This is a genomic window from Pseudomonas sp. RV120224-01b, from assembly GCF_003208145.1.
GTDB classification, from domain to species: Bacteria; Pseudomonadota; Gammaproteobacteria; order Pseudomonadales; family Pseudomonadaceae; genus Aquipseudomonas; species Aquipseudomonas monteilii.
Map to the genome: position 1 here is coordinate 141,335 of NZ_QKMQ01000003.1, position 24,229 is coordinate 165,563.

Sequence of the window (24,229 nt, forward strand, 5' to 3'; positions counted from 1 at the left end):
CCGCTTTGCGGCCCATCGCCGGCAAGCCAGCTCCCACAGGGACTGCGCAGGTCTTAAGTATTGTGCTGTCCCTGTGGGAGCTGGCTTGCCGGCGATGGGCTGCAACGCAGTCCCGTTTTTTGTCGGCCTGATCGTTTCGATAGTTATCACGCTGTTGTATTGTCGACTATGTTGCATTCTGTCCCAGTACACTTTGCAACTGTTACGGTATCCTTTACCGTCATCGAGCCGCACAAGAACAACGAGCCTGCCGCCATGACCAACCTGCTGCTGTACCAGCGTATCGCCCAGCAACTGGCCGATGACATCCGCCGTGGTGTCTACCAGCCAGGCGAGCGGGTACCCTCCGTGCGCAAGATGAGCGCCCAGCTCAATGTCAGCCATGCCACGGTGCTGCAGGCCTACGCCAACCTCGAAGATCAAGGGCTGATCCGTGCGCGGCCGCAATCTGGCTACTATGTGCACCAGACGCCCGCCTTGACTGCGCAAACCCCCGACATCGCCCGGGTGGAGCGCCCTGGTCTGGTGACCCGTGCCAGCATCATCCAGCAAGTGCTCACCGAGGCGCGCCGTGATGGTGTGTTCCCGTTCGGTGCTGCGGTGCCTCATGTCGATTACTTGCCGGTGCGTGCCCTGCACCAGCAAATTGCCAAGGTCACCCGCTTTCACAGCCCGCGCGCCTTCAGCTACATGTTCAGCCCAGGCTTCGAGCCGCTGCGCCGGCAGATTGCCATTCGCATGCGCGATGCCGGTGTACTGGTCGACCCGCGTGAAGTGATCGTGACCCACGGTTGCGTCGATGCGCTGCAAATGTCATTGCGTGTGCTGACGCGTCCGGGGGACTTGATCGCTGCCGAGTCGCCGACGTATTACGGCTTGCTGCAGCTGGCGGACCTGCTGGGCCTGAAGGTGATCGAGATCCCCAGCGACCCGTCCACAGGCATCAGCCTTGAAGCTTTGCAGCTGGCGGCCAACCAGTGGTCGATCAAGGCCCTGGTACTCACCGCGCGGCTGAGCAACCCGCTGGGTGGCACCGTCCCGGAAGAGCGGCAGAAACAACTGCTGCGCCTGGCATCGGACTTCGATATCCAGATCATCGAAGACGATATCTATGGCGAGCTGATGTTCGAGCAGGGCAAGACCAAGGCGCTGAAGGCGTTCGACCGGCTGGACCGGGTAATCTATTGCTCAAGCTTCTCCAAGACGCTGTCCCCCGGCGTACGTGTTGGCTGGATGATTGCCGGGCGCTACCAGGACGAGATCCAGCGTCTGCAAACCTTCACTACCCACTCGGCGTGCAGCGTGACGCAGATGGGGGTGGCGGCCTACCTGGAGAATGGCGGCTACGACCGGCACCTGCGCTACATCCGCCAGGAGTATCGCAAGAACCTCAGCGCCTACCAGTTGGCAGTGCAGCAGCACTTCCCCGAAGGCACCCAGATGACCCGGCCCACGGGCGGTTTCATTCTGTGGGTGAGCCTGCCCGGGCGGGTCAACACCCAGGAGCTGCATGTGCGGGCGCTGGAGCAGGGCATCAGCATTGCGCCGGGGCTGATATTCAGTAATACAGAGCAGTTCAACCACTGCATCCGCCTTAATTGCGGTATTCCGTGGAACAAGGAGGCCGAGCGTGCCGTGATTACCCTCGGCTTGCTGGCTCAGCAGTTGTGCCGGGAGCCTGCGCTCACACTTTTGTAAGGCTTGCCAGCTGCCTGTGGAACAGGGAGCATACGCACCTTTCCTGCCAGTCTGTCCATTTGCCATGAATGCTCTACGCCGTTTTGCCCTGATCTTGTGCCTTGCACCGTTCTGTTGTGTGCCAGCCATGGCTGCGCAGCCGGCCGGCCAGGCTCCGGTAACCCAGGGCAAGCCAGTGCAGAAGAAGGCGACAGCCAAGCCTGCGCAGAAGCAGGCGGTAAAAAAAGCCGCCAACAGCAAGGCCAAGGCGCACAAGCCGGTCAGCAAGGCGGTGGCCAAGCCACTGCCCAAGGCAAAGCTTGACCTCAGCCTGCCGGTCGATATGGTCAACTCACTTGAGCCGAACGTTGGCACCCCGTCGCCGATTCAGCGACGCAAGCCCTTGCTGCCGCCCATGTTCACCGAGAAACCAGAAACCAACGACAGCCCGTTCCAGCTCAATGGCCGGCTGATCAACAACGAAATGCAGTTGCAATTGCGCAACGACAGCCGTCATGACGTTGAAGGGGCGGCCATCGATTTCGAGTACCGTCAGTAGCAGGCAAACTGACTGCCGGGTCACTGCACATTTCATCGTGCCAGCAATTTCAAACGCCTGTTTGAGCGGTTACTATCCAGGGACGTTCGTCCCGTTTTGTTCCAGGGAGTCCTGATTTTGGTGAATAGCCATGAATTGCCGTGAGGGCTGCGGTGCCTGCTGCATCGCCCCGTCCATCACTTCTGCGATGCCGCGCATGCCCAATGGCAAGCCGGCGGGCGAGCGCTGCCTGCACCTGACGGCTGCCAACCTCTGCGACCTGTTTGGCAAGCCCGAGCGGCCGGCGGTGTGTGGTGGCTTCAAGGCGGATGTCGAGGTGTGCGGCAGTGACCGTGACGAGGCAATCAGGATTCTGGGTTGGTGGGAGCAGATGACGGCGGCGTGACAAGCTGGATCTTCGACAACAAGGATAAACATGATGAGATCGTTCAAGCGTATTGCACTGCTGTGTGGCATGGGTGTTTTGCTGTCGCCGGTGGCCTGGGCCGAAAACTGGCAAGTGGCCAAGGACGAGGAGGGGATCAAGGTTTCCCTCAGCGAAGTAGCCGGTTCCAAGTACAAGGCCTATCAAGGCGTGACCGTGATCAAGGCGCCGCTGGCCAAGGTGCAGGCGTTGCAGGAAGACGTGGTCGGCGCCTGTGCATGGATTCACGAGTGCAAGTCGCAAAAGCTGCTCAAGCATGAAGGCGATCAGAGCTGGACCTACACCCAGTTCAACACGCCGTGGCCGGTGACGCCGCGTGATTCGGTGCTGCACATCACCACGGTCAAGGGGGCTGATGGCAGCTTGACCCGTAATCTGGTCGAAGAGCCGACCTATGTTCCGGAAGAGAAGGGCTTTGTGCGGGTGGCCAAGGTCGAAGGCTTCTGGAAGCTGGTGCCCAAGGGTGACAGCACCGAAGTGACCTACCAGGTGCACACCGAGCCGGGTGGTAGCGTGCCGGCGATGGTGGCCAACAAGTTCGTGGTGGATGCGCCGTTCAATACCCTGAAAGGGCTGCGGGAGCGGGCTGAGAAGAACTGAGGTTTTGTGCTGCCTGTGCCGGCCTCTTCGCGGGCACAGGAAAAGCCAATAAAAAAGGCTGCCCAAGGGCAGCCTTTTTGCGTTCGGCCAGTAAAGCTTACTTGCGGTCCTGCAGTGCAACGATGTCGCGCTTCTGCTCGCCGGTGTACAGCTGGCGCGGGCGGCCGATCTTGTACGGGCTGGAGAGCATTTCTTTCCAGTGCGAGATCCAGCCCACGGTACGTGCCAGGGCGAAGATCACGGTGAACATGCTGGTCGGAATGCCGATCGCCTTGAGGATGATCCCCGAGTAGAAGTCGACGTTCGGGTACAGCGAGCGCTCGATGAAGTAAGGATCGGTGAGGGCGATCTCTTCCAGGCGCATGGCCAGTTCCAGCTGCGGGTCGTTCTTGATGCCCAGCTCGCGCAGGACTTCGTCGCAGGTCTGCTTCATCACGGTGGCGCGCGGGTCGCGGTTCTTGTACACGCGGTGACCGAAGCCCATCAGCTTGAACGGGTCGTTCTTGTCCTTGGCCTTGGCGATGAACTTGTCGATGTTCGAAACATCGCCGATTTCATCGAGCATGGTCAGTACGGCTTCGTTCGCACCGCCGTGGGCCGGGCCCCACAGTGCGGCGATACCGGCGGCGATACAGGCGAACGGGTTGGCACCCGACGAGCCGGCCAGACGAACGGTGGAGGTGGAGGCGTTCTGCTCGTGGTCGGCATGGAGGATGAAAATCCGGTCCATTGCCTTGGCCAGTACCGGGCTGATCGGTTTGATCTCGCACGGGGTGTTGAACATCATGTGCAGGAAGTTTTCCGCGTACGACAGGTCGTTGCGCGGGTACATCATCGGCTGGCCCATGGAGTACTTGTAAACCATCGCGGCCAGGGTCGGCATCTTGGCGACCAGGCGCACCGCGGAAATTTCGCGATGTTGCGGGTTATTGATGTCCAGGGAGTCGTGATAGAACGCCGACAGGGCGCCGACCACGCCGCACATCACCGCCATCGGGTGAGCGTCGCGGCGGAAACCGTTGAAGAAGGACTTCAGCTGCTCGTGAACCATGGTGTGGTTCTTGACGGTGCTGACGAACTGGGCCTTCTGCTCGGCATTCGGCAGTTCGCCGTTGAGCAGCAGGTAGCAGGTTTCGAGGTAGTCGGATTGTTCGGCGAGTTGTTCGATCGGGTAGCCGCGGTGCAGCAGGATCCCTTTGTCGCCGTCAATGTAGGTGATCTTCGACTCGCACGAGGCAGTCGCCATGAAACCAGGGTCGAAGGTGAAGTGACCAGTGGCCCCCAACCCGCGGACGTCGATTACATCAGGACCAACGGTGCCGGTTAAAATGGGCAGCTCGACGGGGGCAGCGCCCTCGATGACCAACTGCGCTTTTTTGTCAGCCATGTGGCCTCCTATTAATGCTAGAAATCATCAGACAGACCCCCCACGCAGGGCCCGCACCACTATAGAGGGATAAATTCAGATGTCAATTTGCCTAAAGGCTTGTTGAATCAAGCATTCAAGCCTGGTTTTTCCCGAAATTCTCGCCCATTTACGCCTTTTGTTCGCTAAAGGCAATGCGCTATTTGGGCTACCCCGTCACGTTGTCATAAGCAGCCTAACTGTCTATACTCGGCACCCGACCGCCAGGGGCTTGCAAGCCCGAACTGCTGGGGGTCGCCGTTCCCTGGGTGGTGGGTACCTGACCAGTACACTTACCAACAACTTTGCCCTGATTCGCTAGGGGCTCTTCAGTGTGAAAAAAGCCGTGAAAAGCCAACGACCTGTAAACCTAGACCTAAGGACCATCAAGCTCCCCGTCACTGCGTACACGTCCATCCTGCACCGTATCTCCGGCGTCATCCTGTTCCTCGGCCTTGCCATCATGCTTTATGCACTGGGCAAGTCGCTGGGTTCCGAGGAAGGCTTCGGTGAGGTGAAGGCGTGTCTGACCAGCCCTCTGGCCAAATTCGTGACCTGGGGCCTGCTGTCTGCCCTGCTTTATCACCTCGTGGCAGGTGTTCGTCACCTGATCATGGACATGGGTATCGGTGAGACGCTGGAAGGCGGCAAGCTGGGCTCGAAAATCGTGATCGTCATCTCCGTGGTGCTGATCGTTCTGGTGGGAGTTTGGGTATGGTAACCAATGTCACGAACCTGTCGCGTTCGGGCCTCTATGACTGGATGGCGCAGCGCGTTTCTGCGGTCGTTCTCGCGGCTTACTTCCTCTTCCTGATCGGCTACGTGGTCGCCCACCCAGGCATCGACTACACCCAGTGGCATGGTCTGTTCTCCAACAACGCGATGCGGATCTTCAGTCTGCTGGCCCTCGTTGCCCTGGGCGCTCACGCCTGGGTCGGCATGTGGACCATTGCAACCGACTACCTGACGCCTATGTCGTTCGGCAAGTCGGCAACTGCGATTCGTTTCCTGTTCCAGGCGGTATGCGGCGTTGCGATGTTCGCTTACTTCGTCTGGGGTGTGCAGATTCTCTGGGGTATCTGATCCATGGCTAGCATTCCAACCATTTCCTTCGACGCCATCATCATCGGTGGCGGCGGCGCCGGCATGCGCGCCGCGCTGCAACTGGCTCAAGGCGGCCACAAGACTGCCGTAGTCACCAAGGTCTTCCCGACCCGTTCGCACACTGTATCCGCCCAGGGCGGCATCACCTGCGCCATCGCTTCGGCCGACCCGAACGACGACTGGCGCTGGCACATGTACGATACCGTCAAGGGTTCCGACTACATCGGTGACCAGGACGCTATCGAGTACATGTGTCAGGAAGGCCCGGCTGCGGTCTTCGAGCTGGACCACATGGGCCTGCCGTTCTCGCGTACCGAAACCGGTCGTATCTACCAGCGTCCGTTCGGTGGCCAGTCCAAGGACTTCGGTAAAGGTGGCCAGGCCGCCCGTACCTGTGCCGCTTCCGACCGTACCGGTCACGCGCTGCTGCACACCCTGTACCAGGGCAACCTGAAGGCAGGCACTACCTTCCTCAACGAGTACTACGCGGTTGACCTGGTGAAGAACCAGGAAGGTGCGTTCGTCGGTGTGATCGCAATCTGCATCGAAACCGGCGAAACCATGTACATCAAGTCCAAGGCCACTGTTCTGGCCACTGGCGGTGCCGGTCGTATCTACGCCTCCACCACCAACGCCCTGATCAACACCGGTGACGGTATCGGTATGGCCCTGCGTGCAGGCGTACCGGTGCAGGACATCGAGATGTGGCAGTTCCACCCGACCGGTATCGCCGGCGCCGGTGTACTGGTAACCGAAGGTTGCCGTGGTGAAGGTGGCTACCTGATCAACGCCCACGGCGAGCGCTTCATGGAGCGTTACGCGCCGAACGCGAAAGACCTGGCCGGCCGCGACGTGGTTGCCCGTTCCATGGTCAAGGAAATCATCGCCGGCAACGGCGTGGGCCCGAACAAGGATCACGTACTGCTGAAGCTGGACCACCTGGGCGAGGAAGTGCTGCACAGCCGCCTGCCAGGTATCTGCGAACTGTCCAAGACCTTTGCCCACGTCGACCCTGTGGTCGCGCCGGTTCCGGTCGTGCCGACCTGCCACTACATGATGGGCGGCGTTGCCACCAACATTCATGGCCAGGCCATCACCATGGACGCCGAAGGCCAGGATCACATCATCCCGGGCCTGTTCGCCGTAGGTGAAGTGGCGTGCGTATCGGTTCACGGTGCCAACCGCCTGGGCGGCAACTCGCTGCTCGACCTGGTGGTATTCGGCCGTGCTGCCGGCCTGCACCTGGAGAAGGCACTGAGCGACGGCATCGAGCATCTCGACGCCAGCGACACCGACATCGATGTTGCCCTGAGCCGCCTGAACAACCTCAACGGGCGTACCACCGGTGAAGACGTTGCGAGCCTGAAGCGCGAGCTGCAGAGCTGCATGCAGAACTACTTCGGTGTATTCCGTACTGGCGAATACATGCTGAAGGGTATCGAGCAGCTGGCTGGCCTGCGCGAGCGTATCGCCAACGTCAAGATCAACGACAAGTCCCAGGCCTTCAACACCGCGCGTATCGAAGCGCTGGAGCTGCAGAACCTGCTGGAAGTCGCCGAAGCTACTGCCATCGCGGCCGAAGCCCGTAAAGAGTCCCGCGGCGCTCACGCCCGTGAAGACTTCGAAGACCGTGACGACGAAAACTGGCTGTGCCACACCCTGTACTACCCGGGTGAGAAGCGCGTTGCCAAGCGCGGCGTCAACTTTGCGCCGAAGACTGTTCCAGCCTTCGAACCAAAAGTCCGGACTTACTAAGGGTGGCTGCTATGTTGAAAGTCGAAGTTTATCGTTACAACCCGGACACCGACTCGGCGCCCAAGATGGAGTCGTTCGACGTCGATACCGGCGGCAAGGACCTGATGGTTCTCGATGTATTGGCGCTGATCAAGGAAAAGGACGAAGGTTTCTCGTACCGTCGCTCCTGCCGTGAAGGCGTGTGCGGTTCTGACGGCATGAACATGAACGGCAAGAACGGCCTGGCCTGCATCACCCCGCTGTCGGGTGTGGTCAAGGGCAACAAGCTGGTTCTGCGCCCGCTGCCAGGCCTGCCGGTCATTCGTGACCTGGTGGTCGACATGAGCATCTTCTACAAGCAGTACGAGAAGGTGAAGCCGTTCCTGCAGAACGATACCCCGGCACCGGCCATCGAGCGCCTGCAGTCGCCGGAAGACCGTGACAAGCTGGACGGCCTGTACGAGTGCATCCTGTGCGCGTGCTGCTCGACGTCCTGCCCGTCGTTCTGGTGGAACCCGGACAAGTTCCTGGGCCCGGCTGCACTGCTGCAAGCCTACCGCTTCCTGGCGGACAGCCGCGACACCAAGACTCAGGAGCGCCTGGCGTCCCTGGATGACCCGTTCAGCGTATTCCGCTGCCGCGGGATCATGAACTGCGTAAACGTTTGCCCGAAAGGTCTGAACCCGACCAAGGCAATCGGTCACGTACGTAACATGCTGCTGCAAAGCGGCACCTGATACAAAGTGTTGTACCTGCAGTAAGCCGAGGTGCGGGTGGTGAGCCCGCACTGAGGTAAAACCCGAACAAGGGCCCACAAAGCCTGCGTTCATTACCTATGAAGATATGAGACCAGCAGGGGCTTTCCGGGCTGGTACCCGGAAAATCAGCAGGATCCAAGTGGCGTGGTTCAGTCGCTGTATTCGGACTTTTCCAGGTTTGCTGTGGCTCTCGCCGATCAGTCCCCTAATCGAGGGTGACCAAGCATGCAAGAAAGCGTGATGCAGCGCATGTGGGAAAGCGCCCACCTTTCAGGTGGTAACGCTGCATATGTGGAAGAACTCTACGAGCTCTACCTGCACGACCCTAACGCTGTGCCAGAAGAGTGGCGCACCTACTTCCAGAAGTTGCCCGCCGACGGCAGCACCGCTACCGATGTATCGCACTCGACAATCCGCGACCATTTCGTACTGCTGGCAAAGAACCAGCGCCGCGCCCAACCGGTATCCGCCGGGAGCGTGAGCAGTGAACACGAGAAGAAGCAGGTTGAAGTTCTGCGACTGATCCAGGCCTATCGTATGCGCGGCCATCAGGCTGCCAAGCTCGACCCGTTGGGGTTGTGGCAGCGTCCTGCGCCCGTAGACCTGTCGATCAATCACTACGGCTTGACCAATGCCGATCTTGATACGACCTTCCGTGCCGGCGACCTGTTCATCGGCAAAGAGGAGGCGAGCCTACGCGAGATCTTCGAGGCGCTCCAGAAGACATATTGTCGCACCATTGGCGCCGAGTTCACCCACATCGTCGATTCCGAGCAGCGCAGCTGGTTCCAGCAGCGCCTGGAAAGCGTGCGCGGCCGTCCGGAGTTTTCCGCTGACGTGCAGGCTCACCTGCTCGAGCGCGTGACTGCCGGTGAAGGCCTTGAGAAATACCTGGGCACCAAGTACCCGGGCACCAAACGTTTCGGCCTTGAGGGCGGCGAAAGCCTGATCCCGATGCTGGACGAGATGATCCAGCGTTCCGGCTCCTACGGCACCAAGGAAGTCGTGATCGGCATGGCCCACCGTGGCCGTCTGAACGTCCTGGTGAACACCTTCGGCAAGAACCCGCGCGAGCTGTTCGACGAGTTCGAAGGCAAGAAGATGAACGAGCTGGGCTCCGGTGACGTGAAGTATCACCAGGGCTTCTCCTCGAACGTGATGACCGCCGGTGGCGAAGTGCACCTGGCCATGGCGTTCAACCCGTCCCACCTGGAAATCGTATCGCCAGTGGTCGAAGGTTCGGTGCGCGCCCGTCAGGACCGCCGCAACGACACCGTTGGCGACAAGGTACTGCCGATCTCGATCCACGGCGACGCAGCGTTCGCCGGCCAGGGCGTGGTCATGGAAACCTTCCAGATGTCGCAGACCCGCGGTTTCAAGACCGGCGGCACCGTGCACATCGTGATCAACAACCAGGTTGGTTTCACCATCAGCAACCCGCTGGACGCGCGCTCTACCGAGTACGCCACCGACGTTGCCAAGATGATCCAGGCGCCGATCCTGCACGTGAACGGCGATGACCCGGAAGCGGTGCTGTTCGTCACCCAGTTGGCCATCGACTACCGCATGCAGTTCAAGCGTGACGTGGTGATCGACCTGGTCTGCTACCGTCGTCGCGGCCACAACGAGGCCGACGAGCCAAACGGTACCCAGCCGCTGATGTATCAGCAAATCAGCAAGCAGCGCACTACCCGTGAGCTGTACGCCGATGCACTGATCCAGGCCGGCCGCATCGATGCCGAGCGCGCCCAGGCCAAGATCGACGAGTACCGCAACGCGCTGGACAACGGCCTGCACGTTGTGAAGAGCCTGGTCAAGGAGCCGAACCGCGAGCTGTTCGTCGACTGGCGCCCGTACCTGGGCCATGCCTGGACCGCACGTCACGACACCCGTTTCGACCTCAAGACCCTGCAAGACCTGTCGGCCAAGCTGCTGGAAATTCCGGAAGGCTTCGTCGTTCAGCGCCAGGTCGCGAAGATCTACGAAGACCGCCAGAAGATGCAGGCCGGTGGCTTGCCGATCAACTGGGGTTATGCAGAGACCATGGCTTACGCCACCCTGCAGTTCGAAGGTCACCCAATCCGCATGACCGGCCAGGACATCGGCCGTGGCACCTTCTCGCACCGTCACGCGGTGCTGCACAACCAGAAGGACGCCAGCACCTACGTACCGCTGAAGAACCTGTTCCCGGAGCAGCCGCGCTTCGATCTGTACGACTCCTTCCTGTCGGAAGAAGCCGTACTGGCCTTCGAATACGGCTACTCGACCACCACGCCGAACGCGCTGGTGATCTGGGAAGCCCAGTTCGGCGACTTCGCCAACGGTGCGCAAGTGGTGATCGACCAGTTCATCACCAGCGGCGAGCACAAGTGGGGCCGTCTGTGTGGCCTGACCATGCTGCTGCCACACGGTTATGAAGGGCAGGGCCCGGAGCACTCCTCCGCGCGTCTGGAGCGTTACCTGCAGCTGTGCGCCGAGCACAACATCCAGGTGTGCGTACCGACCACCCCGGCTCAGATCTACCACCTGCTGCGTCGTCAGGTCATCCGTCCGCTGCGCAAGCCGCTGATCGTGCTGACGCCAAAGTCGCTGCTGCGCCACAAGCTGGCCATCTCGACCCTGGAAGACCTGGCCGAAGGCTCGTTCCAGACCGTGATCCCGGAAATCGACACCCTCGATCCGGCCAAGGTCGAACGCCTGGTCCTGTGCGGTGGCAAGGTTTACTACGACCTGCTGGAAAAACGCCGTGCCGAAGGCCGCGAAGACATCGCCATCGTGCGTATCGAGCAGCTGTATCCGTTCCCGGAGGACGACCTGGTCGAAATCCTGGCACCGTACACCAACCTCAAGCATGCGGTCTGGTGTCAGGAAGAGCCGATGAACCAGGGCGCCTGGTACAGCAGCCAGCACCACATGCGCCGTATCCTGGGCCGCCACAACAAGGCGTTGGTCCTGGAATACGCCGGCCGCGACGCTTCTGCCGCGCCAGCCTGTGGTTACGCTTCGAAGCACGCCGAACAGCAGGAAAAACTGCTGCAAGACGCCTTCACTGTCTAACGCCTTCGCGCACCTGAAACCGAATTTAAGGAAACACTGATAATGGCTATCGAGATCAAAGCCCCAACCTTCCCGGAATCGGTTGCCGATGGCACCGTTGCCACCTGGCACAAGCAGCCGGGCGAAGCCGTCAAGCGTGACGAGCTGATCGTCGACATCGAGACCGACAAGGTCGTCCTGGAAGTACTGGCCACCGCCGACGGCGTGCTGGGCGCCATCGTCAAGGGCGAGGGCGACACCGTCCTGTCCGACGAAGTGCTGGGTTCGATCGTTGAAGGCGGCGCTGCCGCCGCTGCACCTGCTGCTGCCCCGGCCGCTGCTGCTCCGGCTGCCGCTGCTGCCGATGCTGGCGAAGACGACCCGATCGCTGCCCCGGCCGCGCGCAAGCTGGCTGAAGAAAACGGCATCGACCTGGCTGCCGTTGCAGGCACTGGCAAAGGTGGCCGCATCACCAAGGAAGACGTCGTAGCTGCCGTCGCCAACAAGAAGTCGGCGCCTGCCGCTGCCCCGGCTGCCAAGCCTGCTGCCGCCGCTGCTGCCCCGGTTGTCGTCGCTGCTGGCGACCGCACCGAGAAGCGCGTGCCGATGACCCGTCTGCGTGCCAAGATCGCCGAGCGTCTGGTCGAAGCCCAGTCGAGCATGGCCATGCTGACCACCTTCAACGAAGTGGACATGACCGAAGTCATGGCCCTGCGTTCGAAGTACAAGGACCTGTTCGAGAAGACCCACAACGGCGTACGCCTGGGCTTCATGTCGTTCTTCGTCAAGGCCGCCACCGAAGCCCTGAAGCGCTTCCCGGCTGTCAACGCCTCGATCGACGGCAACGACATCGTCTACCACGGCTACGCCGACGTCGGTGTTGCCGTGTCCAGCGACCGTGGCCTGGTGGTACCGGTACTGCGTAACGCCGAGTCGATGAGCCTGGCTGAAATCGAGAACGGCATCGCCACCTTCGGCAAGAAGGCCCGTGATGGCAAACTGTCGATCGAAGAGATGACCGGCGGCACCTTCACCATCACCAACGGTGGTACCTTCGGTTCGATGATGTCGACCCCGATCGTCAACCCGCCGCAGGCCGCCATCCTCGGCATGCACAACATCATCCAGCGCCCGATGGCCATCAATGGCCAGGTCGTGATTCGCCCGATGATGTACCTGGCGCTGTCGTACGATCACCGCCTGATCGACGGCAAGGAAGCGGTAACCTTCCTGGTCACCATCAAGAACCTGCTGGAAGATCCGTCTCGCCTGCTGCTGGACATCTAACCCTCTGGCTGCGTACCGTGCCGGCCCTGGCTTCGCAAGAAGCCATGCCGCGCGGTTCGCGGCTTGTAGCTTGTAGCTGATAAGGAATCTTTTATGACCCAGAAATTCGACGTAGTGGTGATTGGTGCAGGTCCTGGCGGCTATGTGGCTGCCATCAAGGCTGCCCAACTTGGTCTGAAGACTGCCTGTATCGAGAAGTACACCGACGCCGAGGGCAAGCTGGCCCTGGGCGGTACCTGCCTGAACGTAGGTTGCATTCCTTCCAAGGCGCTGCTGGACAGCTCCTGGAAATACAAGGAAGCCAAAGAGAGCTTCAACGTCCACGGTATCTCCACTGGCGAAGTGAAGATGGACGTCGCCGCGATGGTTGGCCGCAAGGCTGGCATCGTCAAGAACCTGACCGGTGGCGTTGCCACCCTGTTCAAGGCCAACGGCGTTACTTCGATCCAGGGCCACGGCAAGCTGCTGGCTGGCAAGAAAGTCGAAGTTACCAAGGCTGACGGCACCACCGAAGTCATCGAAGCCGAGAACGTGATCCTGGCTTCCGGCTCGCGCCCGATCGACATTCCGCCGGCTCCGGTCGACCAGAACGTCATCGTCGACTCCACCGGCGCCCTGGAATTCCAGGCCGTACCGAAGCGCCTGGGCGTTATCGGTGCCGGCGTGATCGGCCTGGAGCTGGGCTCGGTCTGGGCTCGCCTGGGTGCTGAAGTCACCGTTCTGGAAGCCCTGGACACCTTCCTGATGGCTGCCGACACCGCCGTGTCGAAAGAAGCCCAGAAGACCCTGACCAAGCAAGGCCTGGACATCAAGCTGGGCGCTCGCGTCACCGGCTCGAAAGTCAACGGCAACGAAGTTGAAGTGACCTACACCAACGCCGAAGGCGAGCAGAAGATCACCTTCGACAAGCTGATCGTTGCGGTCGGCCGTCGCCCTGTAACCACCGACCTGCTGGCGGCCGACAGCGGCGTGACCATCGACGAGCGTGGCTACATCTTCGTCGACGACTACTGCGCTACCAGCGTGCCGGGCGTATACGCCATCGGTGACGTGGTACGCGGCATGATGCTGGCCCACAAGGCCTCGGAAGAGGGCATCATGGTTGTCGAGCGCATCAAAGGCCACAAGGCCCAGATGAACTACGACCTGATCCCTTCGGTTATCTACACCCACCCGGAAATTGCGTGGGTCGGCAAGACCGAACAGGCCTTGAAGGCCGAAGGCGTTGAGGTTAACGTGGGCACCTTCCCGTTCGCGGCCAGCGGCCGTGCGATGGCAGCCAACGACACCGGTGGTTTCGTCAAGGTCATCGCCGATGCCAAGACCGATCGCGTCCTGGGTGTACACGTGATTGGCCCATCGGCTGCCGAACTGGTGCAGCAGGGCGCAATCGCAATGGAATTCGGCACCAGTGCCGAGGATCTGGGCATGATGGTCTTCAGCCATCCAACCCTGTCCGAAGCGTTGCATGAAGCAGCGCTGGCAGTGAATGGCGGCGCCATTCACGTGGCCAACCGTAAGAAGCGTTAATTATAAGAAACCACGGCGGGCAGCCCGTCGTGAGTCTTGCGTGCATGACTCACCGCGGAACGTCCGCCGGACCGGATCACACGGGAAAACCCGGGGTCAACGGTCACAGGTGGTGCGGCGCCAGTAATGGCGCAGCGCCGAAGCGCAGTACCTAACGAAGACGGTAAAAAGCATGAATCTTCACGAGTATCAGGGTAAGCAGCTGTTCGCTGAATACGGCCTGCCAGTTTCCAAGGGTTTCGCAGTCGATACCCCTGAGCAAGCTGCAGAAGCCTGCGACAAGATCGGCGGGAACGAGTGGGTGGTAAAAGCCCAGGTTCACGCAGGTGGTCGCGGCAAAGCGGGCGGCGTAAAGCTGGTTCGCAGCAAGGAAGACGCCAAGGCGTTCGCTGCACAGTGGTTGGGCAAGAACCTGGTTACCTACCAGACTGATGCCAACGGTCAACCCGTCTCCAAGATTCTGGTCGAATCCTGCACTGACATCGCCAAAGAGCTGTACCTGGGCGCTGTAGTCGATCGTTCGAGCCGCCGTATCGTGTTCATGGCTTCCACCGAAGGTGGCGTGGACATCGAGAAAGTCGCTCACGAAACGCCTGAGAAAATCCTCAAGGCCACCATCGACCCACTGGTCGGCGCTCAGCCGTTCCAGGGTCGCGAGCTGGCATTCCAGCTGGGCCTGGAAGGCAAGCAAGTTCAACAGTTCGCCAAGATCTTCGTGGGCCTGGCCAAGCTGTTCAAGGATCACGACCTGGCGCTGCTGGAAGTGAACCCGCTGGTGATCAAGGCCGACGGCGACCTGCACTGCCTCGATGCCAAGATCAACATCGACGCCAACGCCATGTACCGTCAGCCTAAGCTGAAAACCTTCCACGACCCGTCGCAGGACGACGCCCGTGAAGCCCACGCTGCCAAGTTCGAACTGAACTACGTTGCCCTTGAAGGCAACATCGGCTGCATGGTCAACGGTGCCGGCCTGGCCATGGGTACCATGGACATCGTCAACCTGCACGGCGGCAAGCCGGCCAACTTCCTCGACGTTGGCGGCGGTGCTACCAAAGAGCGCGTTACCGAAGCGTTCAAGATCATTCTGTCCGACAGCAATGTCGCGGCCGTTCTGGTCAACATCTTCGGCGGCATCGTTCGCTGCGACATGATTGCCGAAGGCATCATCGGTGCAGTGAAAGAAGTCGGCGTTAAAGTTCCGGTTGTTGTTCGCCTTGAAGGTAACAACGCCGAACTGGGCGCTAAAGTACTGGCAGAAAGCGGTTTGAACATCATTGCGGCAACCAGCCTGACCGACGCTGCTCAACAAGTTGTCAAAGCTGCGGAGGGCAAGTAATGAGCGTCCTGATCAATAAAGACACCAAAGTCATCTGCCAGGGCTTCACCGGCTCGCAGGGTACTTTCCACTCCGAACAAGCCATCGCCTACGGCACCAAGATGGTCGGCGGCGTAACCCCAGGCAAGGGTGGCACCACCCACCTGGGCCTGCCGGTGTTCAACACCGTCAAGGAAGCCGTGGAAGCTACCGGCGCTGACGCTTCGGTCATCTACGTACCGGCTCCGTTCTGCAAAGACTCGATCCTGGAAGCGGCCTTCGGCGGCATCAAGCTGATCGTGTGCATCACCGAAGGCATTCCTACCCTGGACATGCTGGATGCCAAGGTCAAGTGCGACGAGCTGGGCGTTACCCTGATCGGCCCTAACTGCCCAGGTGTCATCACCCCGGGCGAGTGCAAGATCGGCATCATGCCAGGCCACATCCACCTGCCAGGCAAGGTCGGTATCGTTTCGCGCTCCGGCACCCTGACCTACGAAGCTGTGAAGCAGACCACCGACGCCGGCTTCGGCCAGTCGACCTGCGTCGGCATCGGCGGTGACCCGATCCCGGGCTCCAACTTCATCGACATCCTGAAGTTGTTCCAGGAAGACCCGAAGACCGAAGCGATCGTCATGATCGGTGAGATCGGCGGTTCGGCTGAAGAAGAAGCTGCGGCCTACATCAAGGCCCACGTGACCAAGCCAGTCGTTTCCTACATCGCCGGTGTTACTGCACCTGCGGGCAAGCGCATGGGCCACGCTGGCGCCATCATCTCCGGCGGCAAGGGTACTGCGGACGAGAAGTTCGCCGCCCTGCAGGACGCGGGTGTGAAGACCGTGCGCTCCCTGGCTGACATCGGCAAGGCCCTGGCCGAGCTGACTGGCTGGGAAGCCAAGAAGTAATACTGCTACACCCCCCACGCGCACAGAGGCCACCTTCGGGTGGCCTTTGTCGTTTTAGCGTTGGGCATTTTTGTAAAGGTGGAAAATTCGATAGCCCTCATCAGGTTTTTCCACCAGACATTCGCACTAATTGGCAATAAATTATCGCCCGACACAGATATCCAGACGACAAACATGTACGCACATCGGACAAGCAGCACTGTAACAGTGCGTTTGTCGGGTAAAACAGTTAGTCTACGCGTTCACTCTGTGCCCGCTCCCCAAAAGGGAACGACACGCTAAACGGGTCTGGCCTATAAAGCCGGGCAGCATTTCCCTCACCCATAGGGAAATCCCCTCTCGAATCCCGATTTCAGCAGTGTGGTACTACCTTAAATGAAAGTTCTCAAAGGCCAGGACATCCTGGCGCTTGGCTTTATGACGTTTGCGCTTTTCGTAGGTGCAGGCAATATCATCTTCCCGCCTATCGTCGGTCTGCAGTCTGGCCCGCACGTATGGATGGCTGCACTGGGCTTCCTGGTGACCGCCGTGGGCCTGCCGGTCATTACCGTGGTCGCCCTGGCCAAGGTCGGCGGCGGTATGGATGCGTTGAGCAGCCCGATCGGCAAGTTCTTCGGCGGCCTCCTGGCGGCTGTGTGCTACCTGTCGGTCGGCCCGCTGTTCGCGACTCCGCGCACGGCGACCGTGTCGTTCGAAGTGGGCGTGGCGCCGCTGACCGGTGAAAGCCCGTTGGCGCTGTTTATCTACAGCCTGGTCTACTTCATCGTGGTGCTGGCAGTGTCCATGTACCCGGGCAAACTGCTCGACACCGTGGGTCGCTTCCTGGCACCGTTGAAGATCATTGCCTTGGCCGTGCTGGGCATTGCTGCCTTCGCGCTGCCAGCCGGTACCATTGGCGAGGCACAGCCTGCCTATGCCGCCGCTGCGTTCTCCAAGGGCTTCTCCGATGGCTACCTGACCATGGACACCCTGGGTGCCCTGGTGTTCGGTATCGTCATCGTCAACGCCATCCGTTCGCGCGGTGTCGAGTCGCCGAAGCTGATTACCCGCTACGCCATCATCGCAGGCCTGATCGCCGGTGTCGGCCTGGCGTTGGTGTACATCAGCCTGTTCCGCCTGGGTGCCACAAGCCACGACATCGCGGCTGACGCCACCAACGGTGCGGCGGTTCTGCATGCCTATGTGCAGCACACCTTCGGTTCGTTGGGTAGCGGCTTCCTGGCCGTGCTGATTGCGCTGGCCTGCCTGGTGACCGCTGTCGGCCTGACCTGCGCCTGCGCCGAGTACTTCAGCCAGATTCTGCCGCTGTCGTACCGGGCACTGGTGGTGATCCTGGCGGGCTTCTCGCTGTTGATCTCCAACCTGGGCCTGACCAAGCTGATCATGTTCTCGATCCCGGTGCTTACCGCCATCTACCCACCTTGCATCGTGGTGGTTGGCCTGAGCTTCGTGAAGGACCTGTGGAACTCGCCGACCCGCATTCTGGCGCCGGTGATGCTGGTGTCGCTGGTGTTCGGCATGGTTGATGCGATCAAGGGCAGCAGCATTGCCCATGTGCTGCCGGACTTCATGGCGCACCTGCCACTGAGCGACCAAGGCCTGGCCTGGCTGGTGCCTTCGGTGGTGACCCTGGTGGGTGCCGTGGCCTGCGACCGCATGCTCGGCAAGCCGCGCGAAGCGCTGGCCTGATAGTCGAAGCCCGAGGGCGGCACCGGCCACAAGCCAGAAGGGTGCCCGCCAACGGCCCAGACTCGAAAGCCCCGTATCCGGAAGGATGCGGGGTTTTTTATTAGCGGCATGATCAGTGCGATTTTCAGGGTGGATGTGTGCCTTTTGCCGCTTGCCAGCGTCGAAACCCGGTCCCTATCCTCTAGGCATCTGGCCCATTCGGGAACCCTGCATGAACTTCATCCAAAGCAACTTCAACAACCTGCTGGCTATCGCCTGGTTTGCCCTGTGCTGGGGCGGTTATACCCGTTATGCCATCTGGAAGGGGCGTGATACCGCGTGCCTGGCCAGCGTGCTGCACTTGTACCGTGAAGACTGGATGCGCCGCATGCTGTTGCGCGACAACCGAATCGCCGATGCCAGCGTAATCGGCAACCTTGAGCGCAACGCATCGTTTTTTGCGTCCAGCACGCTGATCATTCTTGCCGGCATCCTTACCGTGCTCGGTGCCTCTGACCGGGCGCTGTCGCTGCTGGCCGACCTGCCGTTGGTGCAACAGACCTCCCAAGGCATGTCGGAGATCAAGTTGCTGTGCCTGGCCACGGTTTTCGTCTACGCCTTCTTCACCTTTAGCTGGTGCATGCGCCAGTACAACTTTGCCGCCGTGCTGGTGGGTTCGGCACCGATGATCGGTGAACGGTTGGTCAATGAACTGGAGCGCAAGGCCTTCGCCTCGCGGGCGGCGCGTGTGCTGTCGCTGGCGGCCAACCAGTTCAACCTGGGGTTGCGCTCGTACTACTTCGGCATGGCCATGTTGAGCTGGTTCATCAGCCCGTGGTTGTTCATGGTCATGAGTGTCGGCGTAGTCTTTATTTTGTATCGCCGCGAGTTCCATTCGGATGTGCTGGATGTGATGGTGTTCACACCCACGGAAAGTGTGCCTAATGAACCGGGCAGGGAAAGTACCGTGGCGGGCAACTGAAACGTTTAATCTTTAAGTTGCAGGCACAAAAAAACCCGACAGCGTCGGGTTTTTTTGTTTTAGCCAATTACTGCTTGGCTGGTTCTGCCGGAGCAGCAGGGGCAGCTTCAGTCGCCGGAGCGGCTGGGGCGGCTTCTGGAGCCGGAGTAGCCGGAGCGGCTTCTTCAGCAGCCTTCTGCTCGGCTTCAGCCTGATCTTTGGCGGCTTCGGCGTTTTCCTTGGCGGCCTCGTTCATTTTATCCTGAGCTTCACCCATTTTTTCCTGGGCTTGCTCGGCGTGTTGCTGTGCGTCCTGGGCTTTGTCTTCGCTCGCTTTATCGCAAGCGGCCAGGCCCATGGCAGCGGCCAGCATCAGAGCAAAAGCAAAAGGTTTACGCATGGGGGTGTTTCTCCTTGGTGGAATAAGTGACTTGTTCCTTCGAGTGCAACTACGCGGAATAAGTTCCGCGAAGGTTACAGATATATAACGCCCCGTTCTATATAGACTTTTTAACGATTTTATGCCGCTGAGGCAGTACGGGTGGAAACAGCGAATGAGCGATTCAACCTTGATGGCCATGGCCGAGCGTTTTCTCTCGGCGCTTAAACATTGTCAGTTACTGCAGATGCGTGTGGCGAAAGCCGATGCCGATGGCATGACCCTGGTCATGCCCTGGTCGGCAGCTATTGTCGGCAACCCGCAGACCGGGGCTGTGCATGGCGGTGCCCTGACCACGCTGATGGACACCACCTGCGGCATGGCCACGCTGTGCGTGCTGCCGCGCTTCGAGGTGTGCCCGACACTGGACCTGCGCATCGACTACATGCACCCGGCCGAAGCCGGCAAGGACATCTACGGCCATGCCCAGTGCTACCGGGTGACCCGCGACGTGATCTTCACCCGGGGTACCGCCTACCAGGACGATCCCGAACAGCCGATTTGCCAGGTGGTGGGCACGTTCATGCGCCTGGGGCAGGAGATCAAGGGCGGTATCCGTTTCGGCAATAGCCTGAAGGAGGGCGGGGCATGATTCCACATGCGGTTCGTCAACAGCTCAACGCCGCCCACGCGGTGGGCGACTACGGCCCATTGCTGGCGCTGATCCCTTACGCCGGGCTGATTGGTATCGAATGCGAGCGTCAGGGCGACGACCTGCTGTTCCGCCTGCCGGCCAGCCCGGACAACATCGGCAACCCGTTGCTGCCCGCCATCCACGGTGGTGTGATTGCGGGGTTCATGGAGCTGTCTGCGGCCTTGTACCTGTTGATCTACAGCGAAAGTGCGAGCATCCCGAAAATCATCGATTTCTCCATCGACTACCTGCGAGCCGGGCATTTTCGCGATACCTACGCCCAGTGCCAGCTATGGCGCCAAGGGCGACGGGTGACGAATGTCGCCATTACCGCCTGGCAGGGCGACAGGCAATCGCCCATTGCCACGGCCCGCGCGCATTTCAAGATCGAACCGGAAAAGCCCTTGAAATCATCCGGGCAGCCCCCATCTGAATGACATCCGCCGCTAACGCAGGCCGAACCGGCCGCCAGGCGCCCACTGCCATCAGATCGGAGTTTCGAAGACCATGACTGTGGAAACACAAAAGGAAACGTTGGGCTTCCAGACCGAGGTAAAGCAACTGCTGCACCTCATGATTCACTCGCTGTACTCGAACAAGGAAATCTTCCTGCGGGAGCTGATTTCCAACGCCTCCGACGCGGCCGACAAGCTGCGCTTCGAAGCCCTGGCCAAGCCAGAACTGCTTGAGGGCGACGCCGACCTGAAGATTCGCCTGAGCTTCGACAAGGACGCCGGTACCGTCACCCTCGAAGACAACGGCATCGGCATGAGCCGTGAAGACGTCATCGCCCACCTGGGTACCATTGCCAAGTCCGGCACTGCCGACTTCATGAAGAACCTCACCGGTGACCAGAAGAAGGACTCGCACCTGATCGGTCAGTTCGGCGTGGGCTTCTACTCCGCGTTCATCGTGGCCGACAAGGTCGACGTGTACAGCCGCCGTGCCGGCCAGCCAGCCGCCGAAGGCGTGCACTGGTCGTCGAAAGGCGAGGGTGAGTTTGAAGTCGCCACTGTCGACAAGCCTCAGCGCGGTACCCGTATCGTCCTGCACCTGAAGCAGGAAGAAAAAGAGTTTGCCGATGGCTGGCGCCTGCGCAACGTGGTCAAGAAGTACTCCGACCACATCGCCCTGCCTATCCAGCTGCCGAAAGAACAAGCAGCCGCCGAAGGCGAAGAACAGCCGGCCGAAGAGTGGGAAACCGTCAACCGTGCCAGCGCCCTGTGGACCCGTTCTCGCACCGAGGTGAAGGACGAGGAGTACCAGGAGTTCTACAAGCACATCGGTCATGACTTCGAAAACCCGCTGGCCTGGAGCCACAACAAGGTCGAAGGCAAGCTCGAATACAATTCGCTGCTGTATGTGCCGGCCCGCGCGCCGTTCGACCTGTACCAGCGCGAAGCACCGCGTGGCCTGAAGCTGTACGTGCAGCGTGTGTTCATCATGGACCAGGCCGAGTCGTTCCTGCCGCTGTACCTGCGCTTCATCAAGGGCGTGGTCGACTCCAACGACCTGTCGCTGAACGTGTCGCGTGAAATCCTGCAGAAAGACCCGATCATCGACTCGATGAAGACCGCGCTGACCAAGCGCGTGCTCGACATGCTGGAAAAACTGGCGAAGAACGAGCCCGAGCAGTACAAAGGCTTCTGGAAAAACTTCGGCCAGGTGCTGAAGGAAGGCCCGGCCGAAGACTTCGCCAACAAGGAGAAAATCGCCAGCCTGCTGCGCTTTGCCTCCACCCAGGACGACAGTGGCGAGCAGAGCGTCGCCCTGGCCGATTACCTGGCCCGTGCCAAGGAAGGTCAGGACAAGATCTATTACCTCACCGGCGAGTCGTATGCGCAGGTCAAGAACAGCCCGCACCTGGAAGTCTTCCGCAAGAAAGGCATCGAAGTGCTGCTGCTGACCGACCGCATTGACGAGTGGCTGATGAGCTACCTCAACGAGTTCGACGGCAAGGCCTTTGTCGACGTCGCCCGTGGCGACCTGGACCTGGGCAAGCTGGATTCGGAAGAAGACAAGAAAGCCCAGGAAGAAGTGGCCAAGGACAAGGAAGGCCTGGTCGAGCGCCTGAAAGGCGCGCTGGGTGACAGCGTGGCTGAAGTGCGCGTATCGCACCGCCTGACCGACTCCCCAGCGATTCTGGCCATTGGCGAGCAGGACCTGGGCCTGCAGATGCGTCAGATTCTGGAGGCCAGCGGGCAGAAGGTGCCGGAATCCAAGCCGATCTTCGAGTTCAACCCGACCCACCCGCTGATCGAAAAGCTGGACAACGAGCAGAGCGAAGACCGCTTCGCCGAGCTGTCGCACATCCTGTTCGATCAGGCTGCCCTGGCGGCCGGCGATAGCCTGAAGGACCCGGCGGCCTACGTTCGTCGCCTGAACAAGCTGCTGGTCGAGCTGTCTGCTTGAGTTGATGCTTGGGAAAGCCCGCTTCGGCGGGCTTTTTTCATGGCGGGCTTTTTAGAATAAGTGCCTAAGGAGTGCTTGATGAGCAAGGTAATCGTCGAATCGCTGGTTTATCACCTGTCCGGCAAAACCTACGAAAGCCGCCTGGTCTATGAGCCAGGGGCGCTGGGCCGTCCAGGCCTGGTGATGGCGCCGAACTGGATGGGCATTGGCGAAGGGGCTGAGCGCATTGCCAAGGAAGTGGCCGAGAAGGGCTATGTGGTGCTGATTGCCGACCTGTACGGGCAGTCGGTGCGCCCGTCTAACGCCGACGAGGCTGGCGCGGCGATGATGCCGCTGAAGAACGACCGGGGCGAACTGCGCAAGCGCATGCAGGAAGCCCTGGCGCAGCTGTTGGGGCAGTCCAAGGCGCTGCTGGAGCCAGGCAAGGTCGGCACGTTTGGCTTCTGCTTTGGTGGCTGCTGTGCTCTGGAGCTGGCCCGTACCGGTGCCGATCTGCGTGCCGCGGTGTCGTTCCATGGCACGCTGGATACGCCAAACCCGGAGGATGCCAAGCGCATCAAGGGCTCGGTGCTGGTGTTGCATGGGGCTTCCGACCCGCTGGTGCCGAAGGAGCAGTTGCCGGCGTTTGAAGACGAGATGAACGCGGCCAAGGTGGATTGGCAGTTGCTGAGCTATGGCGGGGCGGTGCACTCGTTTACCGACCCGAGTGCCAATGTGCCGGGCAAGATGCAGTATGACCGGCGCACCTCGGAGCGGGCGTTCCGCTCGATGCATAACCTGCTGACTGAAGTGTTCCAGCGCTGACTGTGATTTGGGGCCGCAAAGCGGCCCCAATTACCTCGGCAACTCGATCCTGGAGGTTTCCCCCGGCACCGTCGGCCAATCCCCCGCCGCCCACCTTGCCCTGGCCCGCTCGATCAGCTCCGGGTCACTGGCCACGAAATTCCAGTTCATTCGCCGCGGTCCATCCAAAGGCTCGCCGCCAATCAGCACCAGCTGGCACTCTTCCTCTGCATAGAGCAGCACCTCTTCACCTTCCGGCAGCACCACCAGGCTGCACGGCTCCACGTCTTCATCGTTCAACAGCAGCTCACCATCCAGCAGATACAGCGCTCGTTGCGCATGCTCGGTCGGTACCTGCAAGGTGGTTGCCGGCTGCATCCGCACATGCGCATAAAGGGTAGGGGACAGCACCGGCACCGGTGATTCCAGGCAGAACCCGCTACCGGCAATCATGCAAATGCGCACCCCCAGGTTTTCACTGACTGGCAGGCTTGCCGCCGGGTGATGGCTGTAGCTTGCCGCGCCTTGTTCATGTTCACGCGGCGAGGCCAGCCATACCTGCAAGCCATGCAGGCGCGAGCCATGAGCCAAGGCGTCGTCGGGCGTACGCTCCACATGGGCCACGCCGCTGCCAGCCGTCATCCAGCTGACATCGCCGGGCAATACCCGCTGTGCTGAGCCGAGGCTGTCCTTGTGCAGGATCGCGCCCTCGAACAGGTAGGTCAGGGTCGACAGGCCGATATGCGGGTGCTGGCGGATGTCCATGCCATGCCCTGGGGCATAGTCGGTTTCCAGCATGTGGTCAAAAAACACGAACGGTCCGACGCTGCGGCACTGGGCCGCTGGCAGCGGGCGCAGGATCGGCTGGCCCTCGACCGATTCGGCGCGCGGGCGGATGATCAGGGGGCTGCTCATGGGGTGGGCTCCAGGCGAAGTGGAAATGCCTCCAGCATAGCGGTTTGCCCGCTTCGGCTGAACCGTCTCGCTTAACGGCC

General features: G+C 60.7%; 22 protein-coding genes. 19 read left to right on the forward strand and 3 right to left on the reverse strand.

All coding sequences use genetic code 11. The features are described 5' to 3' along the window. Positions 1 to 255 precede the first annotated feature (255 nt). The 4 genes from N436_RS06680 (at position 256) to N436_RS06695 (ending at position 3,260) form a co-directional block, all read left to right on the forward strand. Positions 256 to 1,698 carry a PLP-dependent aminotransferase family protein gene (locus N436_RS06680; protein ID WP_012273358.1) on the forward strand — a complete coding sequence of 481 codons (1,443 nt, stop codon included), beginning with the start codon at positions 256 to 258 and terminating at the stop codon, positions 1,696 to 1,698. A gap of 64 nt (positions 1,699 to 1,762) precedes the next feature. Further along, positions 1,763 to 2,236 (forward strand): hypothetical protein, encoded by a 474-nt coding sequence (locus N436_RS06685; RefSeq protein ID WP_105946495.1) that lies wholly within the window; start codon positions 1,763 to 1,765, stop codon positions 2,234 to 2,236. A 130-nt stretch (positions 2,237 to 2,366) separates the two neighbouring features. Further along, positions 2,367 to 2,621 carry a YkgJ family cysteine cluster protein gene (locus N436_RS06690; protein WP_009684718.1) on the forward strand — a complete coding sequence of 85 codons (255 nt, stop codon included), beginning with the start codon at positions 2,367 to 2,369 and terminating at the stop codon, positions 2,619 to 2,621. 33 nt (positions 2,622 to 2,654) lie between these two features. Continuing rightward, on the forward strand, positions 2,655 to 3,260 hold the full coding sequence (locus N436_RS06695; RefSeq protein ID WP_025753288.1) for an START domain-containing protein: 606 nt from the start codon (positions 2,655 to 2,657) through the stop codon (positions 3,258 to 3,260). Between the two features lie 97 nt (positions 3,261 to 3,357). Here the strand turns inward: N436_RS06695 and gltA are convergent, their stop codons facing one another. Then, complete coding sequence (gene gltA, locus N436_RS06700; protein ID WP_016711651.1) at positions 3,358 to 4,647, reverse strand: citrate synthase; 1,290 nt, start codon at positions 4,645 to 4,647, stop codon at positions 3,358 to 3,360. A gap of 352 nt (positions 4,648 to 4,999) precedes the next feature. Here gltA and sdhC point away from each other — a divergent pair, with 352 nt between their 5' ends. The 11 genes from sdhC (at position 5,000) to N436_RS06755 (ending at position 18,987) form a co-directional block, all read left to right on the forward strand. Beyond that, positions 5,000 to 5,386 (forward strand): succinate dehydrogenase, cytochrome b556 subunit, encoded by a 387-nt coding sequence (gene sdhC / locus N436_RS06705; RefSeq protein WP_012315350.1) that lies wholly within the window; start codon positions 5,000 to 5,002, stop codon positions 5,384 to 5,386. Next, positions 5,380 to 5,748: a succinate dehydrogenase, hydrophobic membrane anchor protein gene (sdhD, locus tag N436_RS06710; RefSeq protein WP_003254214.1), complete on the forward strand. Its 369-nt coding sequence runs from the start codon at positions 5,380 to 5,382 to the stop codon at positions 5,746 to 5,748. Before sdhC ends, sdhD begins: the two co-directional genes overlap by 7 nt. A gap of 3 nt (positions 5,749 to 5,751) precedes the next feature. Further along, complete coding sequence (gene sdhA, locus N436_RS06715; RefSeq protein WP_060500822.1) at positions 5,752 to 7,524, forward strand: succinate dehydrogenase flavoprotein subunit; 1,773 nt, start codon at positions 5,752 to 5,754, stop codon at positions 7,522 to 7,524. Between the two features lie 11 nt (positions 7,525 to 7,535). After that, positions 7,536 to 8,240 (forward strand): succinate dehydrogenase iron-sulfur subunit, encoded by a 705-nt coding sequence (locus N436_RS06720; RefSeq protein ID WP_012315348.1) that lies wholly within the window; start codon positions 7,536 to 7,538, stop codon positions 8,238 to 8,240. Positions 8,241 to 8,486: 246 nt separating this feature from the next. Beyond that, on the forward strand, positions 8,487 to 11,318 hold the full coding sequence (locus tag N436_RS06725) for a 2-oxoglutarate dehydrogenase E1 component (protein WP_105946497.1): 2,832 nt from the start codon (positions 8,487 to 8,489) through the stop codon (positions 11,316 to 11,318). 42 nt (positions 11,319 to 11,360) lie between these two features. Continuing rightward, positions 11,361 to 12,584 carry a 2-oxoglutarate dehydrogenase complex dihydrolipoyllysine-residue succinyltransferase gene (gene odhB, locus N436_RS06730; protein WP_105946498.1) on the forward strand — a complete coding sequence of 408 codons (1,224 nt, stop codon included), beginning with the start codon at positions 11,361 to 11,363 and terminating at the stop codon, positions 12,582 to 12,584. Between the two features lie 93 nt (positions 12,585 to 12,677). Beyond that, positions 12,678 to 14,114 carry a dihydrolipoyl dehydrogenase gene (gene lpdA / locus N436_RS06735; RefSeq protein ID WP_003254207.1) on the forward strand — a complete coding sequence of 479 codons (1,437 nt, stop codon included), beginning with the start codon at positions 12,678 to 12,680 and terminating at the stop codon, positions 14,112 to 14,114. Between the two features lie 172 nt (positions 14,115 to 14,286). Beyond that, positions 14,287 to 15,453 carry an ADP-forming succinate--CoA ligase subunit beta gene (gene sucC, locus N436_RS06740; protein WP_003254205.1) on the forward strand — a complete coding sequence of 389 codons (1,167 nt, stop codon included), beginning with the start codon at positions 14,287 to 14,289 and terminating at the stop codon, positions 15,451 to 15,453. Next, positions 15,453 to 16,337 carry a succinate--CoA ligase subunit alpha gene (gene sucD, locus N436_RS06745; RefSeq protein WP_003254203.1) on the forward strand — a complete coding sequence of 295 codons (885 nt, stop codon included), beginning with the start codon at positions 15,453 to 15,455 and terminating at the stop codon, positions 16,335 to 16,337. Before sucC ends, sucD begins: the two co-directional genes overlap by 1 nt. Before the next feature lie 375 nt (positions 16,338 to 16,712). Further along, positions 16,713 to 18,026: a branched-chain amino acid transport system II carrier protein gene (gene brnQ, locus N436_RS06750; protein ID WP_016711645.1), complete on the forward strand. Its 1,314-nt coding sequence runs from the start codon at positions 16,713 to 16,715 to the stop codon at positions 18,024 to 18,026. A 211-nt stretch (positions 18,027 to 18,237) separates the two neighbouring features. Then, positions 18,238 to 18,987 carry a DUF599 domain-containing protein gene (locus N436_RS06755; protein WP_016711644.1) on the forward strand — a complete coding sequence of 250 codons (750 nt, stop codon included), beginning with the start codon at positions 18,238 to 18,240 and terminating at the stop codon, positions 18,985 to 18,987. Between the two features lie 67 nt (positions 18,988 to 19,054). Here N436_RS06755 and N436_RS06760 read toward each other — a convergent pair whose 3' ends face one another. Next, positions 19,055 to 19,366 (reverse strand): hypothetical protein, encoded by a 312-nt coding sequence (locus N436_RS06760; protein ID WP_016711643.1) that lies wholly within the window; start codon positions 19,364 to 19,366, stop codon positions 19,055 to 19,057. Positions 19,367 to 19,520: 154 nt separating this feature from the next. Here N436_RS06760 and N436_RS06765 point away from each other — a divergent pair, with 154 nt between their 5' ends. The 4 genes from N436_RS06765 (at position 19,521) to N436_RS06780 (ending at position 23,255) form a co-directional block, all read left to right on the forward strand. Then, on the forward strand, positions 19,521 to 19,997 hold the full coding sequence (locus tag N436_RS06765) for a PaaI family thioesterase (protein ID WP_105946500.1): 477 nt from the start codon (positions 19,521 to 19,523) through the stop codon (positions 19,995 to 19,997). Continuing rightward, positions 19,994 to 20,476 (forward strand): PaaI family thioesterase, encoded by a 483-nt coding sequence (locus N436_RS06770; RefSeq protein WP_016711641.1) that lies wholly within the window; start codon positions 19,994 to 19,996, stop codon positions 20,474 to 20,476. The genes N436_RS06765 and N436_RS06770 overlap by 4 nt, the downstream gene beginning before the upstream one ends. Positions 20,477 to 20,546: 70 nt before the next feature. Continuing rightward, positions 20,547 to 22,451 carry a molecular chaperone HtpG gene (gene htpG, locus N436_RS06775; RefSeq protein ID WP_110740661.1) on the forward strand — a complete coding sequence of 635 codons (1,905 nt, stop codon included), beginning with the start codon at positions 20,547 to 20,549 and terminating at the stop codon, positions 22,449 to 22,451. Positions 22,452 to 22,529: 78 nt separating this feature from the next. After that, complete coding sequence (locus N436_RS06780) at positions 22,530 to 23,255, forward strand: dienelactone hydrolase family protein (RefSeq protein ID WP_105946502.1); 726 nt, start codon at positions 22,530 to 22,532, stop codon at positions 23,253 to 23,255. A gap of 30 nt (positions 23,256 to 23,285) precedes the next feature. Here N436_RS06780 and N436_RS06785 read toward each other — a convergent pair whose 3' ends face one another. After that, on the reverse strand, positions 23,286 to 24,149 hold the full coding sequence (locus N436_RS06785) for a pirin family protein (RefSeq protein ID WP_105946503.1): 864 nt from the start codon (positions 24,147 to 24,149) through the stop codon (positions 23,286 to 23,288). Positions 24,150 to 24,229: the final 80 nt, after the last annotated feature.

Excerpts from the sequence above, each read along its gene's own strand:
- lpdA (WP_003254207.1), top strand. The coding sequence starts at position 12,678 with ATGACCCAGAAATTCGACGTAGTGGTGATTGGTGCAGGTCCTGGCGGC.
- N436_RS06690 (WP_009684718.1), top strand. The coding sequence starts at position 2,367 with ATGAATTGCCGTGAGGGCTGCGGTGCCTGCTGCATCGCCCCGTCCATC.
- sdhA (WP_060500822.1), top strand. The coding sequence starts at position 5,752 with ATGGCTAGCATTCCAACCATTTCCTTCGACGCCATCATCATCGGTGGC.
- N436_RS06770 (WP_016711641.1), top strand. The coding sequence starts at position 19,994 with ATGATTCCACATGCGGTTCGTCAACAGCTCAACGCCGCCCACGCGGTG.
- N436_RS06685 (WP_105946495.1), top strand. The coding sequence starts at position 1,763 with ATGAATGCTCTACGCCGTTTTGCCCTGATCTTGTGCCTTGCACCGTTC.
- N436_RS06780 (WP_105946502.1), top strand. The coding sequence starts at position 22,530 with ATGAGCAAGGTAATCGTCGAATCGCTGGTTTATCACCTGTCCGGCAAA.
- sdhD (WP_003254214.1), top strand. The coding sequence starts at position 5,380 with ATGGTAACCAATGTCACGAACCTGTCGCGTTCGGGCCTCTATGACTGG.
- N436_RS06755 (WP_016711644.1), top strand. The coding sequence starts at position 18,238 with ATGAACTTCATCCAAAGCAACTTCAACAACCTGCTGGCTATCGCCTGG.
- odhB (WP_105946498.1), top strand. The coding sequence starts at position 11,361 with ATGGCTATCGAGATCAAAGCCCCAACCTTCCCGGAATCGGTTGCCGAT.
- sucD (WP_003254203.1), top strand. The coding sequence starts at position 15,453 with ATGAGCGTCCTGATCAATAAAGACACCAAAGTCATCTGCCAGGGCTTC.
- N436_RS06695 (WP_025753288.1), top strand. The coding sequence starts at position 2,655 with ATGAGATCGTTCAAGCGTATTGCACTGCTGTGTGGCATGGGTGTTTTG.
- N436_RS06785 (WP_105946503.1), bottom strand. The coding sequence starts at position 24,149 with ATGAGCAGCCCCCTGATCATCCGCCCGCGCGCCGAATCGGTCGAGGGC.
- N436_RS06760 (WP_016711643.1), bottom strand. The coding sequence starts at position 19,366 with ATGCGTAAACCTTTTGCTTTTGCTCTGATGCTGGCCGCTGCCATGGGC.
- N436_RS06765 (WP_105946500.1), top strand. The coding sequence starts at position 19,521 with ATGAGCGATTCAACCTTGATGGCCATGGCCGAGCGTTTTCTCTCGGCG.
- N436_RS06720 (WP_012315348.1), top strand. The coding sequence starts at position 7,536 with ATGTTGAAAGTCGAAGTTTATCGTTACAACCCGGACACCGACTCGGCG.
- N436_RS06680 (WP_012273358.1), top strand. The coding sequence starts at position 256 with ATGACCAACCTGCTGCTGTACCAGCGTATCGCCCAGCAACTGGCCGAT.
- brnQ (WP_016711645.1), top strand. The coding sequence starts at position 16,713 with ATGAAAGTTCTCAAAGGCCAGGACATCCTGGCGCTTGGCTTTATGACG.
- N436_RS06725 (WP_105946497.1), top strand. The coding sequence starts at position 8,487 with ATGCAAGAAAGCGTGATGCAGCGCATGTGGGAAAGCGCCCACCTTTCA.
- sucC (WP_003254205.1), top strand. The coding sequence starts at position 14,287 with ATGAATCTTCACGAGTATCAGGGTAAGCAGCTGTTCGCTGAATACGGC.
- htpG (WP_110740661.1), top strand. The coding sequence starts at position 20,547 with ATGACTGTGGAAACACAAAAGGAAACGTTGGGCTTCCAGACCGAGGTA.
- gltA (WP_016711651.1), bottom strand. The coding sequence starts at position 4,647 with ATGGCTGACAAAAAAGCGCAGTTGGTCATCGAGGGCGCTGCCCCCGTC.